General features: G+C 60.2%; 16 protein-coding genes and 4 pseudogenes. 8 read left to right on the top strand and 12 right to left on the bottom strand.

Annotated features, from left to right (window positions below):
- The 6 genes and pseudogenes from BMX43_RS17760 to BMX43_RS17730 all read right to left on the bottom strand — a co-directional run.
- Window positions 1-483, bottom strand: a pseudogene (locus tag BMX43_RS17760) (ParB/RepB/Spo0J family partition protein); the annotation flags it as partial.
- Between the two features lie 128 nt (window positions 484-611).
- A complete protein-coding gene (locus BMX43_RS17755) occupies window positions 612-1,724 on the bottom strand; it encodes a helix-turn-helix domain-containing protein (RefSeq protein ID WP_091303491.1) in 1,113 nt (370 codons plus the stop codon).
- Window positions 1,725-1,927: 203 nt separating this feature from the next.
- The gene (locus BMX43_RS17750) at window positions 1,928-2,857 is read right to left on the bottom strand and encodes a ParB/RepB/Spo0J family partition protein (protein WP_091303490.1); all 930 of its coding nucleotides are present in this window, start codon (window positions 2,855-2,857) and stop codon (window positions 1,928-1,930) included.
- Complete coding sequence (repA, locus tag BMX43_RS17745) at window positions 2,847-3,992, bottom strand: plasmid partitioning protein RepA (protein ID WP_175482175.1); 1,146 nt, start codon at window positions 3,990-3,992, stop codon at window positions 2,847-2,849. The genes BMX43_RS17750 and repA overlap by 11 nt, the downstream gene beginning before the upstream one ends.
- A 293-nt stretch (window positions 3,993-4,285) precedes the next feature.
- Window positions 4,286-5,167 (bottom strand): annotated as a pseudogene (locus BMX43_RS17740) (recombinase family protein).
- Between the two features lie 380 nt (window positions 5,168-5,547).
- The gene (locus BMX43_RS17730) at window positions 5,548-5,817 is read right to left on the bottom strand and encodes a type II toxin-antitoxin system Phd/YefM family antitoxin (protein WP_091303487.1); all 270 of its coding nucleotides are present in this window, start codon (window positions 5,815-5,817) and stop codon (window positions 5,548-5,550) included.
- A gap of 92 nt (window positions 5,818-5,909) precedes the next feature.
- Between BMX43_RS17730 and BMX43_RS20485 the strand changes: the two are divergent.
- From BMX43_RS20485 to BMX43_RS17715, 3 genes and pseudogenes are all read left to right on the top strand, one after another.
- Window positions 5,910-6,026: pseudogene (locus BMX43_RS20485) on the top strand (PIN domain-containing protein); the annotation flags it as partial.
- A gap of 172 nt (window positions 6,027-6,198) precedes the next feature.
- The gene (locus BMX43_RS17720; RefSeq protein ID WP_091303496.1) at window positions 6,199-6,444 is read left to right on the top strand and encodes a type II toxin-antitoxin system ParD family antitoxin; all 246 of its coding nucleotides are present in this window, start codon (window positions 6,199-6,201) and stop codon (window positions 6,442-6,444) included.
- On the top strand, window positions 6,431-6,739 hold the full coding sequence (locus BMX43_RS17715) for a type II toxin-antitoxin system RelE/ParE family toxin (RefSeq protein ID WP_091303486.1): 309 nt from the start codon (window positions 6,431-6,433) through the stop codon (window positions 6,737-6,739). The genes BMX43_RS17720 and BMX43_RS17715 overlap by 14 nt, the downstream gene beginning before the upstream one ends.
- Before the next feature lie 74 nt (window positions 6,740-6,813).
- Here the strand turns inward: BMX43_RS17715 and BMX43_RS17710 are convergent, their stop codons facing one another.
- The 6 genes and pseudogenes from BMX43_RS17710 to BMX43_RS17685 all read right to left on the bottom strand — a co-directional run bounded on the left by BMX43_RS17710 (window position 6,814) and on the right by BMX43_RS17685 (window position 10,521).
- Window positions 6,814-7,707 (bottom strand): IS3 family transposase, encoded by an 894-nt coding sequence (locus tag BMX43_RS17710; RefSeq protein ID WP_175482173.1) that lies wholly within the window; start codon window positions 7,705-7,707, stop codon window positions 6,814-6,816.
- Window positions 7,652-7,969, bottom strand: a complete 318-nt coding sequence (locus BMX43_RS19920) for a transposase (protein WP_175482172.1) — start codon at window positions 7,967-7,969, stop codon at window positions 7,652-7,654. Before BMX43_RS19920 ends, BMX43_RS17710 begins: the two co-directional genes overlap by 56 nt.
- Window positions 7,970-8,055: 86 nt before the next feature.
- Window positions 8,056-8,303 (bottom strand): annotated as a pseudogene (locus BMX43_RS17700) (IS5/IS1182 family transposase); the annotation flags it as partial.
- Between the two features lie 146 nt (window positions 8,304-8,449).
- A complete protein-coding gene (locus BMX43_RS17695) occupies window positions 8,450-9,292 on the bottom strand; it encodes a hypothetical protein (protein ID WP_091303484.1) in 843 nt (280 codons plus the stop codon).
- Window positions 9,293-9,499: 207 nt separating this feature from the next.
- Window positions 9,500-10,141: a hypothetical protein gene (locus BMX43_RS17690; RefSeq protein ID WP_091303483.1), complete on the bottom strand. Its 642-nt coding sequence runs from the start codon at window positions 10,139-10,141 to the stop codon at window positions 9,500-9,502.
- The gene (locus tag BMX43_RS17685; protein WP_139201616.1) at window positions 10,138-10,521 is read right to left on the bottom strand and encodes a hypothetical protein; all 384 of its coding nucleotides are present in this window, start codon (window positions 10,519-10,521) and stop codon (window positions 10,138-10,140) included. The genes BMX43_RS17690 and BMX43_RS17685 overlap by 4 nt, the downstream gene beginning before the upstream one ends.
- Window positions 10,522-10,714: 193 nt before the next feature.
- On the opposite strand from BMX43_RS17685, the gene BMX43_RS17680 reads away from it, so the two are divergent.
- The 5 genes from BMX43_RS17680 to BMX43_RS19915 form a co-directional block, all read left to right on the top strand.
- Entirely contained in the window at window positions 10,715-11,053 is a 339-nt protein-coding gene (locus BMX43_RS17680; RefSeq protein ID WP_139201615.1) for a hypothetical protein, read from the top strand.
- Window positions 11,037-11,660 (top strand): lytic transglycosylase domain-containing protein, encoded by a 624-nt coding sequence (locus tag BMX43_RS17675; RefSeq protein WP_245749529.1) that lies wholly within the window; start codon window positions 11,037-11,039, stop codon window positions 11,658-11,660. Before BMX43_RS17680 ends, BMX43_RS17675 begins: the two co-directional genes overlap by 17 nt.
- A gap of 22 nt (window positions 11,661-11,682) precedes the next feature.
- Complete coding sequence (locus tag BMX43_RS17670; protein WP_175482171.1) at window positions 11,683-11,982, top strand: TrbC/VirB2 family protein; 300 nt, start codon at window positions 11,683-11,685, stop codon at window positions 11,980-11,982.
- A gap of 14 nt (window positions 11,983-11,996) precedes the next feature.
- Window positions 11,997-12,263, top strand: a complete 267-nt coding sequence (locus tag BMX43_RS17665; protein WP_091303478.1) for a VirB3 family type IV secretion system protein — start codon at window positions 11,997-11,999, stop codon at window positions 12,261-12,263.
- On the top strand, window positions 12,253-13,008 hold a 756-nt coding region (locus BMX43_RS19915; RefSeq protein WP_483863937.1), incomplete at its 3' end, for a hypothetical protein. The genes BMX43_RS17665 and BMX43_RS19915, both read left to right, overlap by 11 nt.

The following is a 13,008-nucleotide window of genomic DNA, read 5'->3' as shown; positions in this document are numbered from 1 at the left end:
TTCAGTCGCTGCTTGACGATCTGCGGCGTCACGAAGAAGGCAGCCGCAGATCGCTTCCTCGCCCTGACCTTTCTCGCGCAGGGCTACGAAGGCGCGAAACTGGTCGAGCGGGTGCAGGGCGATGCGCTGCATGTTCTCCGCCAGGGAGCCGTCTTCAGCCAGGATCTCCGACGCAGCATCCCGCACGATGCAGGGAACCGGTGCGGTTTTCGCTAGCCGCTTCTGCTTCACCAGCAGCGACAGCGCCTGGAAGCGACGGCCACCGGCCGGGATTTCGAACATGCCGGTCTCAACACCCTCGGCATCAAGTACGGGCCGGACGTTGAGGCTCTGGAGGAGTCCGCGCCGTGCGATGTCCTCCGCCAGTTCCTCTACCGAGACGCCCGCCTTGATGCGCCGCACGTTGGACTGGCTCAGTACGAGCTTGTCGAAGGGGATGTCCCGCGAGGGGGACAGGGTAACTTTTTGGACAGCTTTGGCCATCAGGTCTTCTCCACGGCGGGCGTCGGAAGCCACTCTCCCGATCTCACTTCCCGTCACCCCTCAAACCCACAGCCCTTCCCCTCTCATCGTCGGTCTTGACCGCGGTCAAGAAGTGCAACTTGCATGCCCTATGTGCGCAGAATCGTTTCGAAGTATGCCTCGGGCTGCCTGATCGCTTCGCCTTTGCCCAACAGGTAGTCCAAGCTCAGTAGAAGCCGTCCAACGCCTGCTTTCTGGAGACCAAGCATCAGCTTTTCTTGGCGTATTCTAAGCAATCGACCGATGTCGAAGAGAACGCGGTTGAGGGCTTCGCCTGTTCTAGGCGCGTCTGGAAAGAAGTCGGCGATATGTGAGAAGTCTGTCCATGCCATTCTTGCTGGGTCGCGGTTCATGGCTGGTCCCGCAATATTTTGGTCGGTGTTAGTGCGCCTTGCGCACGCGTTTTTCTTCTTAAGTTCTTTTTTTATGGACTCTATCTGCCGGACATTTTGTCCGTTTCTGCCGGACATCTTGCGCGTGCAATCATCGCTGGCGGCTTCGTCGCGTGCTTGGATTTCATCTACGCGCGTTCTGGAGTTCTGGCACTCCCCGTAGCTCTGCGTTGCGTTGGCTCCGAGTTCCCGGAGGCCAGCGATGATCTGCAAGACTGTGTCGGCTGTGAGGGTTGCTCGTCGAAGGATGTTCCTGAACGTTCCGAGTGAGGACATCCCTGCTTCATCGAGGTGCTCGTCGTGAAGGAGGGACGCGCGCAGGGCTAGCGCTTCTGCCTTGAGGGAGCGAAGGCGTTCACGCTCTTCCGTGACCTTCAATGCTTCGGCTGCAAGAGCGTCGTGGCTTTGTATCAGTGGGCTCAAGTCGATCCCAAACGCATCCCTGATGATGCCCCCATAGCGGAGTGGAAAGCGTTTGCCGTTCGCAGAACACTTCCGGTGGATGAGGCCTGCAGCGTCAAGGCGCCCCAGGCAGCGGCGAAGGGTCCTCTCATCGATGCCGTTTGCGCGCTCAGACAAGGACGCGTTTGAGGGGAACACAACGGTCAGTTTGTGCGGTGTTTCACCACCGGTGGCGTCCTGATCGCGCGGGAGAAAGCTGATGAGCGCGGTTAGCACGGTGACGTCGTTGCTCGTCAGGCCGAGTTCTTTCCGAAGAACGCGTACCGGTCCCAGAATTTCGTAGGGGTTAGGGCAGGCAATAGCTGCCTTTTCCGCCAAGGCGGTTCGTGCTTGAGTTACATGTTTCATGGTGTTTCGGAAGAAAAAGCTTCCCCAGTCACCGCGAGCGGTGTTGAACTCGATTCGTTTTAGGGGTATCAATCAGGTGTCGAGACTGATTGAGGCCCTTCGGAAGCACCGCTTTCGGGGGGTCTTTCCTTTTCTAGCCGGTCCTCCTTTCTTGTTCTGCTCGTTGCTCTTGATGCCTTGACCGCGGTCAAGGCACGGGGTTGTTACTCTGGGCTGTCTTGACTACGGTCAAGAAGCTCGCCGATCAGCTTCCGGATGGCGTCTTCAACACGCGGTACAAGATCAGCGGCCACATCAATGGTGATGCGGTTGCCCTTGCGGCCGATCTTCACGCGCTCGCCCTGCTCAGCCTTGGGTGTAGTTGGTTTCGTGGCTGTAAGGAGCGTAATCGCTGCCTCAAGCCGGTCTGGGCCAGGCAAGTTACGGGGGATTTCACGGGCCACGTGTGTAGCTCTCGAGACGTCCTTCTCGCATAGCCTGAAAAGCTTCTCCCAGACCCGCCGACCAACGCCGTGTGCTGGTCCTATGGCCTGGATCAGCTCCATCGGAATGCCGGTCGCGATACGGTTCATTCGAGAGACGAGCGACTCATCGATCTGAAGTGCCCGATAGGCGATGGTCTGGGCGTTCTTGCGCGTCTCGTCTGTTTTCCCAAGTTCCCGAATGATCCCTGCGACGAACAGAGCCCTCTCGATAAACGATGGGTCTTGGCGGGCATTGTTCTCCACGCCCTGTGCGATCAGTGCTTCCTCTTCGGTCATCTCCATGACCGTCGCACGCACCTTCTGACCAAGTTCACGACAGGCGAGAAGACGTCGGCGCCCGTAGACGATCTCAAATGCGCCGTCCTGCGTTCGGCGGACAAGAACGGGAACCTTTTGCCCATGCTCACGGATCGACGAGACAAGGTCCGCGAGGCCATCGCTCGGATCGATACGATCCATGACCGCAGACATTCGCACAGTGCTCGGGTCGATCAGGCGCGTGGCGTGTTTGTCTTCTTCCAGCACTGATGCTTGCGCACGAGCGACTGTCGGGCTCGTGCGCTTCAGATCGAGATCCGCACCCTCGTCCGGCGTCGCCGCATTGCCCATCGCGTTCTTAAGAGAGTCCCCGAAGACCTTACGCGCCATGGTTACGCCCCCATGCCTTGAGGATTTCGCGTTCGACTTCGTCGGTCACGCGCGAAACGGACTCGATCGCACGCTCGTAGGTCTTGCGGTTCACGTCGCGAGGTTCGACCTCAAAGATGCTCTGCTGGGTGTTTGCGGCATCTCCTACCGCTGTCGACTTCAGGAACTCAGCCGGGAGGACCGCATCGCCAAGGACCGTCCGAAGCAGAGACGAGATCTGGACCTGCGGACCGTCGGTGTTCTCGTAGCGGGTGATCAGCACTCGCACGAAGTTCAGGCCGTGTTCGGGAGCATGCGCCTCGACGACGCCCATCAGGTTGCTCGCCATGCCGAGGAAGCTCGCCAGAGACATAACATCCAGCATGGACGCGTTGAGCGGGATCAGAACCCCAGTGGAAGCAAAGAGGGCAGAGATCACCGAGAAGTTCAGCTGCGGTGGGGTGTCGAAGATCACCACATCATATCGGTTCAGGACAGGCTCAAGCGCTTCACGGATCCGACTGTGGAACGTGGTGGCGCCGTGCCTGAAGCTCAAAGCGACCTCAAACTCGTACTCCATGATGTCCATAGACGCCGGGATCAGATCCACTGTCGGAAAGTTTGTCTTGCGAATGATATCTGAGGCGGGCAGGGGCCCCTCTGATCGGATAAGATCGTAGGAGGTCGGCATGTCCGGATCGAGCTCAGGGGTAACCCCGAACAGGTTTGTCAGACTTGCCTGGCTGTCGAGGTCGATAAGCAGGACCCGATAGCCGCGAAGGCCCAGAAGCTGACCAACATGAGCAACGGTTGATGTTTTTGCGCTGCCGCCCTTCAGGTTGAAGATCGTCACGACCTGGCACGGTTCGCCGGCTCTTCTGTGAGGGTGCTCATCGGGCTTGATCCTACCCGTCTCAAGAAGGACGCGTTGGGCCTCGACCATTTCTTCGGCAGAGAAGCTGCGGCGGTTGCCACCCTCGAGGATGCCTTCCGGAAAGCCTTCGAGATTTGACACATGATGGCGGAAGGTGTTCTGGTTGATCCGAAGGAGATCGGCCGCTTCTCGCATCGCAAAGCGACGGAGACCCTTCTGGGCATCCGGTGGGAACGTCTCCTGCGCATGTTCACGCAACCGGCTACCGAGCCGCTTGGACATGACATCGAATCTTTGAGATGCCCGTATCACGCTCATCACTGCCCTCAAGTCTTTATTATTTTGGAGACCTTAACAGTTTTGGTGAGTAAATCCAGACCAAACCGTTGAGCGGCCTGGCGGCGTTGAAGCGGCCAATTTCTGACGAGAAAAAACCTTTAAGTATCAGCGCCTTCGGTAACCTTGTTCGCAGCGCACTTCAACAGTTCGTGGGCCGTGATGTCTTTGCCACAACATGTATTGTGGACGCCTACGGAACGCAGATCGTCAGAATCGCGCGGCCGATTCCCGCGACTTCACTCAAGCAGCCCCAGCCTCTCGGCCCGCTCCAGCAGCATCTTCACCGTCGACGGCTGCCAGCTGGTCCGCCCGCGGGGCGTGCGCTCGCGCATCGCTTCCAGCCGACTGCAGATCGCCTGAAGCGTGATCTCGGGGTCGGCACCCTTGATGGCGGCGACAATAGCGGGCAAGCGGTCGTCCGTCTCGCGGCGACCGGCACGGCCCAGCACGGTTTCGGGCAGGAAGCCGTCGCGGACATAGGCGTTCACGGCCCGCAGGAGCCGACTTTGCGTCCATTGACGCTCGTGGGGCAGGGGGCCGTTGATTGCGCAGCACGTCTTCCCAGGCCATGTCGGGCCGCAGGCGGCGGACATGGGGGACCCAGTCCTGCTCCGTCTCGTTCAGCCGTTCCATGTAGCCGTCCTCCCGGGCCAGCCTCACCTTGTGCAGCGCGGCCGGATCAAGGGCGCGCAAGCCCGGGTTTCCCCCAATCCGCCCCTTGCTGCGCGCCGAGGCCAGCCCCGCCTTGGTGCGTTCCCGGATCAGGGCACGCTCGAACTCCGCCGCGGCCCCCAGCACCTGCAGGGTGAACTTGCCCTGAGGCGAGGACGTGTCGATCGGATCGGTCGGAGACCGGAAGTAGGCCCCCTTGGCCTCCAGTCGCTCGATCACCTCGAGGAGATGCGAGAGCGACCGCGCGAGGCGGTCGATGCGCACCACAACCAGCGTATCGCCCTTACCGATCCGCTCCAGCACGCGGGCCAGCACGGGTCGCGCGCGGTTCCCGCCTGAGGCCTGCTCTTCATGGATCTCGGCGCAGCCCGCGGATTTCAAGGCCTGCGACTGGGGCAGGGGGGCTAATCCTCGGTTGAGACGCGGGCATAGCCGATCAAGGGCATCAAAACAGGCCGTTTGCAGTTTCACATACCGTAAATAAACGACCCATTGGTCCGGCTCTCGACGCTCAATCAGCGACTCTACATCCAGACACGCTTGGGAAATTTGCTGGGTGATGTCCATGCGACCGTCGAAGATGAACAGGACCCAAGCCGTTTCGTCCCGCAAAGTGTAGAAAATGTTGTGTCGCCGACAGAAAATCAGTCGCCGAAAGCCGCGAGGAGCGTGCCAGACATGGCCAATCTCGGGTTTGGGACCGAAGACATCCTGCATGAGCGGTCAATGTCGCGCTGGAAAGCCTCTGCGAGGCTCTCGGAATAGTGCTTGTCATGGTCCCGGGTTGGCCAGAGGCAGGCCTCGGCGGTTTGCGTCAGGAAGACTTTCATGCGCCGGAATTAAGCGCCCGGAACCGCGCAAGGCGCTCTTCGATCGAAGCATCGGTCAGTTCCGTCACCCGTCCGACATCAACATCGGCCAAGCCGACCGCGATACCGCGTTCGATCCGCAGGGCAACCAGTTCCTCCCAGTCGGCTACCGAAACCGTGACAGCGACGGGGCGGTCCTTCTTGGTGATCAGGACCGGCTCGCGTTGCACGGCGTCGATGAACCGGCCGAATTCCTTGCTGGCAACAGTGGCGGACATCGTTTTCATGGCACAATCCCTAGATCATTTTCCGGATTGTACGGATTTTCCCGGAAAAGGAAAGTGTGCATTTGCCACAGCCACGCAGCCTTGGTCAGGTTGATGCGATGATCGTCGCCAGCGCTCTGATCGCCGGCTGCACGACATTGTGGTGCGAGGAGATGCAGGATGGCCTGCTCGTGGAAGGCCAACTCCGGATAAAGAACTCCTTCGCGTGAACGGATGGTTCCCCGGCCCTCAGTCGAGCAGCGCGGCGTGCTTTCGCACCTCGCCTTCAGCCCCTGCCGTTTCATTTAGCGCCAATAAGCGGCGGTTTGAGGGAGAAGGGCGGGGGGGTAGGGGTTGCGGCATGGCAATCTTTGCCATATCCTTGCGGTGAAGGAGACCGCCATGAGCACCATGAATATCTCACTGCCAGACCCGATGAAGTCCTGGGTCGAGGACCAGGCCAAGTCCGGCCGCTATGCGAACTCCAGCGACTATGTGCGCGACCTCATCCGTCGCGACCGTCTGCGGCACGAGGCAATGGTGGAAATCCAGGCCGCTGTCGACGCGGGCCTTGCGAGCGGCCCGGCTACCCCGCTCGACCGGGAAGTATTCAAAAGCCGGATGCGCGCGCAGCATGCCGGAAAGTAGTGGTTGGACGCTTCGCCCCGCAGCGGAGGCCGATCTTTCGGAAATCTGGCTTCACGGTGCTGACAGGTGGGGCGTCGAGCAAGCCGAGCGCTATGCCGACAGCCTGTTCGCAGTCTTCGATCTGCTCGCAGACTTCCCCGAATTGGCCCGGGAACGTAGGGAGGTCACGCCGCCAGTCCGAATTCATCCCAGTGGGTCACATCTGGTGCTCTATCGGCTGGAAGGGCAGGGGATCGAGATTGTCCGCATCTTGCATTCCCATCAGAATCTGATGGCCTATCTCCAAGACGGCTAACCTGTTGATTTCCACCCAGAAGTGACCCTCACATGGAGTGAACCCCATGGGCTGGACCACGGGGGACATCCGACCTAAGCCGCCTCGCGGGCGAATTGGGTTTCGAATTCCTCGGGGGATCGGTATCCGAGGGCGGAGTGTAGTCTTTTGGCGTTGTAGACCTGCTCGATGTATCGGGGCAAGCGGGTGGCCACATCCGCAAAGGTCTCGTATCCGGCCCGATAGACCTCTTCGACCTTGAGCGTCTTCATGAAGCTCTCTGCTTGCGCGTTGTGATAGGGATTTCCAACGCTGCTCATGGACCCTTGTAACCCCGCAGCCACGAGGGCATCGCGGTAGGTCTGGGATGCGTATTGGGCGCCACGGTCTGTATGATGAATGCAACCCATCGGAGGAGCCCTGTTCGCGACCGCTGCGCGCAAGGCCGCCAGCGCCAGAGGCGTGTCGAGGCGCTGTGACAGAGCATACCCGACGACCTTGCGGCTGCAGGCATCCAGGATGACCGCCAGGTAGCAGAACCCCGACACGACACGGATGTAGGTGAAATCCGCGACCCAGACCCTGTCCGGGTGATCCGGGATGATGTTGCAGTAAAGGTTCGGGAAGATCGGGGAATCGTGCCTGCTGTCGGTTGTTCGGACAAAGCGCCTGCGGGGCTTGATGCCAAGTCCCGCCAGCCGCATGACGCGAGCTACCCTTTTGTGATTGATGATAAATCCATGACGCCGAAGTTCGTGTGTCACGCGTCGATAACCATAGCAGGGCAGTTCATCCTGGATGTCTTCGAGGATCGCGGTGAGTTCGGCGTCAGTGAGCCCTGCGGCCTTGTCGGCTGTGCGGTAGTAATAGGTGCTGCGCGGCAGGTTCATGGCTTTGCACCCCCGCCGGATGGAGCAGGTGCGGGGCCGCTGATCACGAAGGATGTCCCGCTGGCGTTGGCGGGCGGCATCCGAGGTGTTTTTTTGCAAGATCCAGTTCCATCGTCAGCTGACCCACCTTGCGTTCCAGCGCGGCGATGCGGGCTTCGTATTCGGCGATGACACTGGCCTCGGCCTCTTCTCCCGTCAGTTCGCCACGGTCGAACTGGGTCAGCCAAAGCTGGATGAGGTTGGCCGAGATGTTATGGCTGCGCTGCGCATCACGCCGCCCGATAATCCCTGCCCGGATGTCCTGACAGAGCTGCAATTTGAACGGCGTCGAATGCCGACGGTAGGGACCTCGGGACGTCATGGCGCTTTCTCCATGCAAGGCCCGTCCAGCGTATCAGATCTTCAACCCCCCGTGGTCCAGCCCATGGGGTTCACTCCAACCCCGGGTCACTTCTGGGTGGAAATCAACACTTGGATCTCTGCAACCTGGCGGTAGAAGTTCCGTGCCATGAGCCGCTGGCCCAGCAGCTTCACACAGTGCATCTTCGTCTCACGCGGCTTCGGCGATGGTATCCGCTCCATCGCCGCCAGAGGGCCCGGCCAAGGTATTTCGATGCCCGCAGGATCTCGTTTCGGGCGATGGCTCCGTCGGTGACGGTTTTCCACGGCTTCGCGTTCCTGCGGGGCGGGATGACACGCTAGTTCAACACTCAGACGATAGGGCTTAACTGGGCGCAGCCTCCTGAAGGCCGGCAAGCTTTGTGTTGAGGAGAGGGTGGGGCTGCTTCTTCGCTATCGAACGTTCTTTCGGAAAAGCAAGCTCTAACAAAGTTTGCCCCTATCATCGTGCAATCTCGCCAGTGAGCACGGCCTGGCCATGGGCCGCAAGAATGGCGGCAAACCTCGGACAACCAAACTTTTGCATGAGGTCGATGATACGCTTGTCGTAACCAGCCTGCCCAACGGCGCGGGTTAGGTCTGACGCGTGAAACTGCCAGTTCTTGCTAGGTGCAGCGGCAATAAGCCTATGCAGTTCAGAGTTTTCCGGCGTCGATGAGCGCTCCGGAGCTGAGTCCGCAACTGGTTGTACTGCGGCATCCGGCGAACTCCGCCACCGCCGCATGAACCCCAAGAGAAACCCCGCTGGAACTGCCGCATTCCCGCGCGACCGGTTGAAGGCTAGGAAACGTTCCCAGATGACCTGCGTGTCGACATTCCAACATGCGAGGGATGCTTTCGCTGCCTTGATCATGTCTGCCCAAGGCGTTTGGTAGACGCTGGATCCTGTGCCGATCTCAATCTTCCCTGAGAAGATAGTTTTGTTCTTAGACACTCTAGATAGTGATGTGTTGTCTTCGGCTGACACGACATCATGGGTTTCGCTCTCCTCGTCGAAGGCTGAAAACCGGAAGAGCCAGGGCGCGAACTTGCCATTCGGCTTCCACCGGACCAGTGCAAGCCTTGACGATGCAAGTTCGACCAGGAGTGCTGTTAGATGCTGACGCGAAACCCCCGTCCTCGCAGCGAGATGCGCCAGTGTGAACGCGGCTGTCCCACGCTCAAGCCCGTTAAAGCCGTCCTTCCAGGCGATCCCGTCGAGTATGATTGTCGCGAGCCTGTGGGCTCCTGTGGAGAGCGGCGTTTCGATGATGCGGCGCAGAATGGCACCGGTCGTCAGTTCCATGTCGTGTCGTTCCTTAGGGGGACGACATCAGACCGCAGGGTACAAGATTTCGCTCCGGCAAATGTGTCTGCCGGTTGATCGAACCCAAAGCTCGCGCTTGATTGTCACTACCACGAGGAAATCAGCGCGGCGTTGGACCTATGGTCTGGCGTCGTTTCTGTTTTGGGGGTTGGTTTCCGGTCTGGTTAAGGGCCGAGATTGAGCGGGTTAGTAATGCACCTCCTCATGGCTGTACGTGCCCTCGGCATCGCGCCACTCCACGAAGACCGAACGGTGCTGGATAGTGCGGCAATCCGTCGTGAGGTCGAGGTCAGAGGCTTCAGGGACAGCTGAAGGCGTGCTGCGGCGACGCCTGTATCCACCTTGTTCGTCGTAACTGCCTTCATGGATGGTCCACCAGCGATTGCAGGCCCCTCCATCATCATCGGAATGTTGTGTGTAGCGGATCTCGAAGACTCTGATCGAGCGCACAAAGTCGAAGGCCGGATCAGAAATATCGATGTCGGCTTGGCCTGCTACACGCTGCAGCACAGTGTTGCCCACCGGCGAACCCGCCTGACCTTGCGCTGCGCCGTGGCGGACGTTGATGTCGAACAGCCGTTCCATTGCAGTGGGCGCGCGGAAACTCGCCCTCATCGGGCAGTTCCAGATCTGGAGCGGCGGCTCGATCGGCCAGGGCGTGATACGACGGATGAACACGGCCTGCGCATGGGCACAGACAGCAGAGCCAGGCCAGCCGCCCGCGAGGCAAAGCAGGATCGCGCAATCGACCGGGTAGGCTGCCACTGGCACGGCAGTCGCTGGCGTAAGACCGAGGCCAAGAAGGAACGCAGGGAGAAGAGATTTCACGGGAGGTCCTTGCTGGCTGGAAGAGTGTTGAGGAAGGTGGAATAGGCGTCAGTTGCGACCCGAGCTTCGACCAGGGCGCGCGTGCGCTCGTCATCGAGGCACAGGATGTAGTCAGAAAAATTGGTGAAATAGGTTTCGAACTCGACGGTGATTTCCGTGCGATATTCGACGAGAACGGTCCGAGGCAGGTCAATAGCTGGCACTTCCGGTGGGACACAGAGAATCGCTCCAGGTTGTGCGATGACTGCCGAGTTCGCAGAAATCGCCGCGAAAATCGCGGCCAGCAGTTGCGCCCGCCTCTGCATCGGACGCCCATCGCGGGGCCGCAGGACCACCCCGGACAGCGGCAAGGTGCTCAAGGTTTCCTGGGTTTTTCTCAACTTTGCGCTCTCACATTGTGGCTCCATCATCCCAAACGACATTCATTGCGGCATCTGGCTTGATGCGACGGCCCAACTCTCCGTTCGACGTGTTTGTCATTTTTGCATTGAATACACCATAGTTTCTGTTAGGCATCGCTTCACCAGAAAATCTGCGATACACCGTTCCCAACAGATGATCCGAGGGGACCCCATGAATACCAAACGGCGCGCATTGCCTGTCTTGCTGGAGCGCGATTTCCGCAAGCTGGCCGCAACCCAAGGAGCGACTGTTGAGATCGAGTGTGTCAGTGCGCCTAACCCGGAAAGCCGCTTCACAGGGGAGTGGCTGTTCTATGTCGTCAGCCCGTCGGGCGAGCGCTTTCTGCTGGTCACGGCTCTGGCGCGGGAACGCATCGTCAATTCGCCGATCGGGATGTTCGGGCTGGCCTTCGGCAAGCTCAACCTCGACCATCTCGATGTGCCTTCGGTCGCTGGCGCTGTCTGCACTGGCATGCGGAGCCTCCCGGGCGGAAGTGATCCGCTGGAATGAGCCTGAAGGGCAGGGGGGTGACGTTCAGCTTGCGTCGCTTGCTACATCCGTCCTGCGCTATGATGGCCAGGGGCAGCTGATTGTCGCACTTCGCTCTCAACAGGTTGAAGAAGAGATCCGGGAAGGGGAGGGGGCTGAGGCCGCCGCCGATGCGTCTTACAGCACCAAGGGCTTTGCACCCCCAAAGGATGTCCTGCCTTCGATCCGACTGATTGCCGCGCGATATCAGGACCACCCAGCCTTAGCACGGTTGGAGCTTTCGCCCGCCGAATGGGCGGCCTTCTTTCAGGCGATGATCAAGGTCGAGAGCAATTACGCCCAAGGCGCTGTCAGCCGTGTCGGCGCTTTGGGTCTTGCGCAGTTGATGCCCGGAACGGCCACTTATCTTGGCGTCGATCCCGCTGATCCCATCGAAAACCTCGATGGCGGCGCGCGCTATCTTCTGGAACAGATGGCCACCTTCGGCAGCCTCGAGCTTGCGCTTGCCGCTTATAACGCCGGGCCGGAAGCGGTGCGCAAATATGACGGCGTGCCACCCTATGCCGAGACCCAAACTCACATCACACGCGTGATGGCGGTCTATGACCGCATCCTCACCGAGCTCTGAACACAAAAAGGATCCCACAAGCATGAAACCGACCCATCTGGCTCTTCTGGGCCTGACCCTTTGCACCCTTTTTCTGGTGCAGTCCGAGCCTGCGCTGGCTCAGGTGGTCTTCACCAAGGCCGAGCGGGTGGCTACCGGGGTGCTGGCTTCGTTCCGCGGCGTGCTGGCGACGGCGTTCTTCGGAATTGCCTTTGTGGTGACCGGATTCCTCGCAGCCTTCAACCGGATCAGCTGGGCCTGGGTGGCGCTGGTCGTGGTCGGGGCCTTCCTCGTTTTCGCGGGCCCCGCCATCGTTGCAAATCTGCGCTCGTCCTTCAGCTGACGGGAGCAGAGGCGATGGAGAAAAGCGCGGTCATCTTCGGGCTTTCCCGGCAAGCCAAGTTCCTCGGCCTGCCGATGCCCTATGCCATGGCAGTGGGGGCGATGACCGTGCTGCCCTTCATCCTCTTCAAGCCGGTCTGGTGGTTTTTGACCGCGCCGATCTGGTACGGGCTCGCGCGCATCACCACAAAAGCCAATCCCAATGGCCATCATGTCTTCGCCGTCATGATGAAGATGACGCCGCGCGCCATTCTTCGCAAAGGGCGGCGCCATGTTTCTTGAGCGAGAAGGCGGGCGGGGAAGGGCGCGGGCGCTGGTCCCGGCGGATCCGAAAATCTATGCCCATCTCCCTTACGTCTTCGCGCTGGATGACGAGGTGGTGCGGACGCGCGACAATGGGCTGATGCTCTCGCTCGAGATCACCGGCATTGACGGCGTGACATCGGGACAGGCTTCGATCACAGCCCTTCGCGCCGGTCTGGCGCATCTTCTCGATACGCTCGATGAGCGCTTCACCTTCTATCTGCACCGGATGATGCGGCCTGCAGACGCGGGGCTTAAACCCCTTCACGGCCAAAGCTTTGCCGCTGACATCGACCGGGCCTGGGCTTGCGAGCTTGCCCGCCGCAACCTGCAGGATTCCGTGCTGATCCTGACGGTGGTCCGCCGCCTGACTGCGCCACTGGCCGTGCCGTTCCTTGCCAAAACGGCGGCCCGGGTCTGGGGCGAGGACACCGCACGGCGGCTTGAAGAGCTGCGCGAAGTGGTTTCGATCCTCGAGACCGGCCTTGGCGTCAAATCCCACCGCCTCCAGATCAGCAACGGCAGTCTGATCGGCTTTTATGCCTCGCTGCTGACCGGCGAACTTCGTACCGCACCTCGCAGCCAATTTGGTCTCATCGCCGAGGATGCTGCAGGTGCCAGCATCCAGTTTGGCAAAGGCCAGTTCACAGTCGAGGAGGGAACCGACGCGCCTCGTGTCGGCGCCGTGCTCTATGTCAAATCTTATGCCACTGCGACCTGGCCC

This window comes from Gemmobacter aquatilis, assembly GCF_900110025.1.
Lineage (GTDB): Bacteria > Pseudomonadota > Alphaproteobacteria > Rhodobacterales > Rhodobacteraceae > Gemmobacter > Gemmobacter aquatilis.
This window is presented reverse-complemented; position numbering and strand designations above follow the sequence as displayed.

Bases quoted from the DNA above. Each gene is read 5' to 3' on its own strand.
- BMX43_RS17695 (WP_091303484.1), bottom strand. From the start codon at position 9,292: ATGGAACTGACGACCGGTGCCATTCTGCGCCGCATCATCGAAACGCCG.
- BMX43_RS17665 (WP_091303478.1), top strand. From the start codon at position 11,997: ATGGAGAAAAGCGCGGTCATCTTCGGGCTTTCCCGGCAAGCCAAGTTC.
- BMX43_RS17755 (WP_091303491.1), bottom strand. From the start codon at position 1,724: ATGAAACATGTAACTCAAGCACGAACCGCCTTGGCGGAAAAGGCAGCT.
- BMX43_RS19920 (WP_175482172.1), bottom strand. From the start codon at position 7,969: ATGACGTCCCGAGGTCCCTACCGTCGGCATTCGACGCCGTTCAAATTG.
- BMX43_RS17750 (WP_091303490.1), bottom strand. From the start codon at position 2,857: ATGGCGCGTAAGGTCTTCGGGGACTCTCTTAAGAACGCGATGGGCAAT.
- BMX43_RS17715 (WP_091303486.1), top strand. From the start codon at position 6,431: ATGCCGGAAAGTAGTGGTTGGACGCTTCGCCCCGCAGCGGAGGCCGAT.
- BMX43_RS17730 (WP_091303487.1), bottom strand. From the start codon at position 5,817: ATGAAAACGATGTCCGCCACTGTTGCCAGCAAGGAATTCGGCCGGTTC.
- repA (WP_175482175.1), bottom strand. From the start codon at position 3,992: ATGTCCAAGCGGCTCGGTAGCCGGTTGCGTGAACATGCGCAGGAGACG.
- BMX43_RS17720 (WP_091303496.1), top strand. From the start codon at position 6,199: ATGAGCACCATGAATATCTCACTGCCAGACCCGATGAAGTCCTGGGTC.
- BMX43_RS17670 (WP_175482171.1), top strand. From the start codon at position 11,683: ATGAAACCGACCCATCTGGCTCTTCTGGGCCTGACCCTTTGCACCCTT.
- BMX43_RS17680 (WP_139201615.1), top strand. From the start codon at position 10,715: ATGAATACCAAACGGCGCGCATTGCCTGTCTTGCTGGAGCGCGATTTC.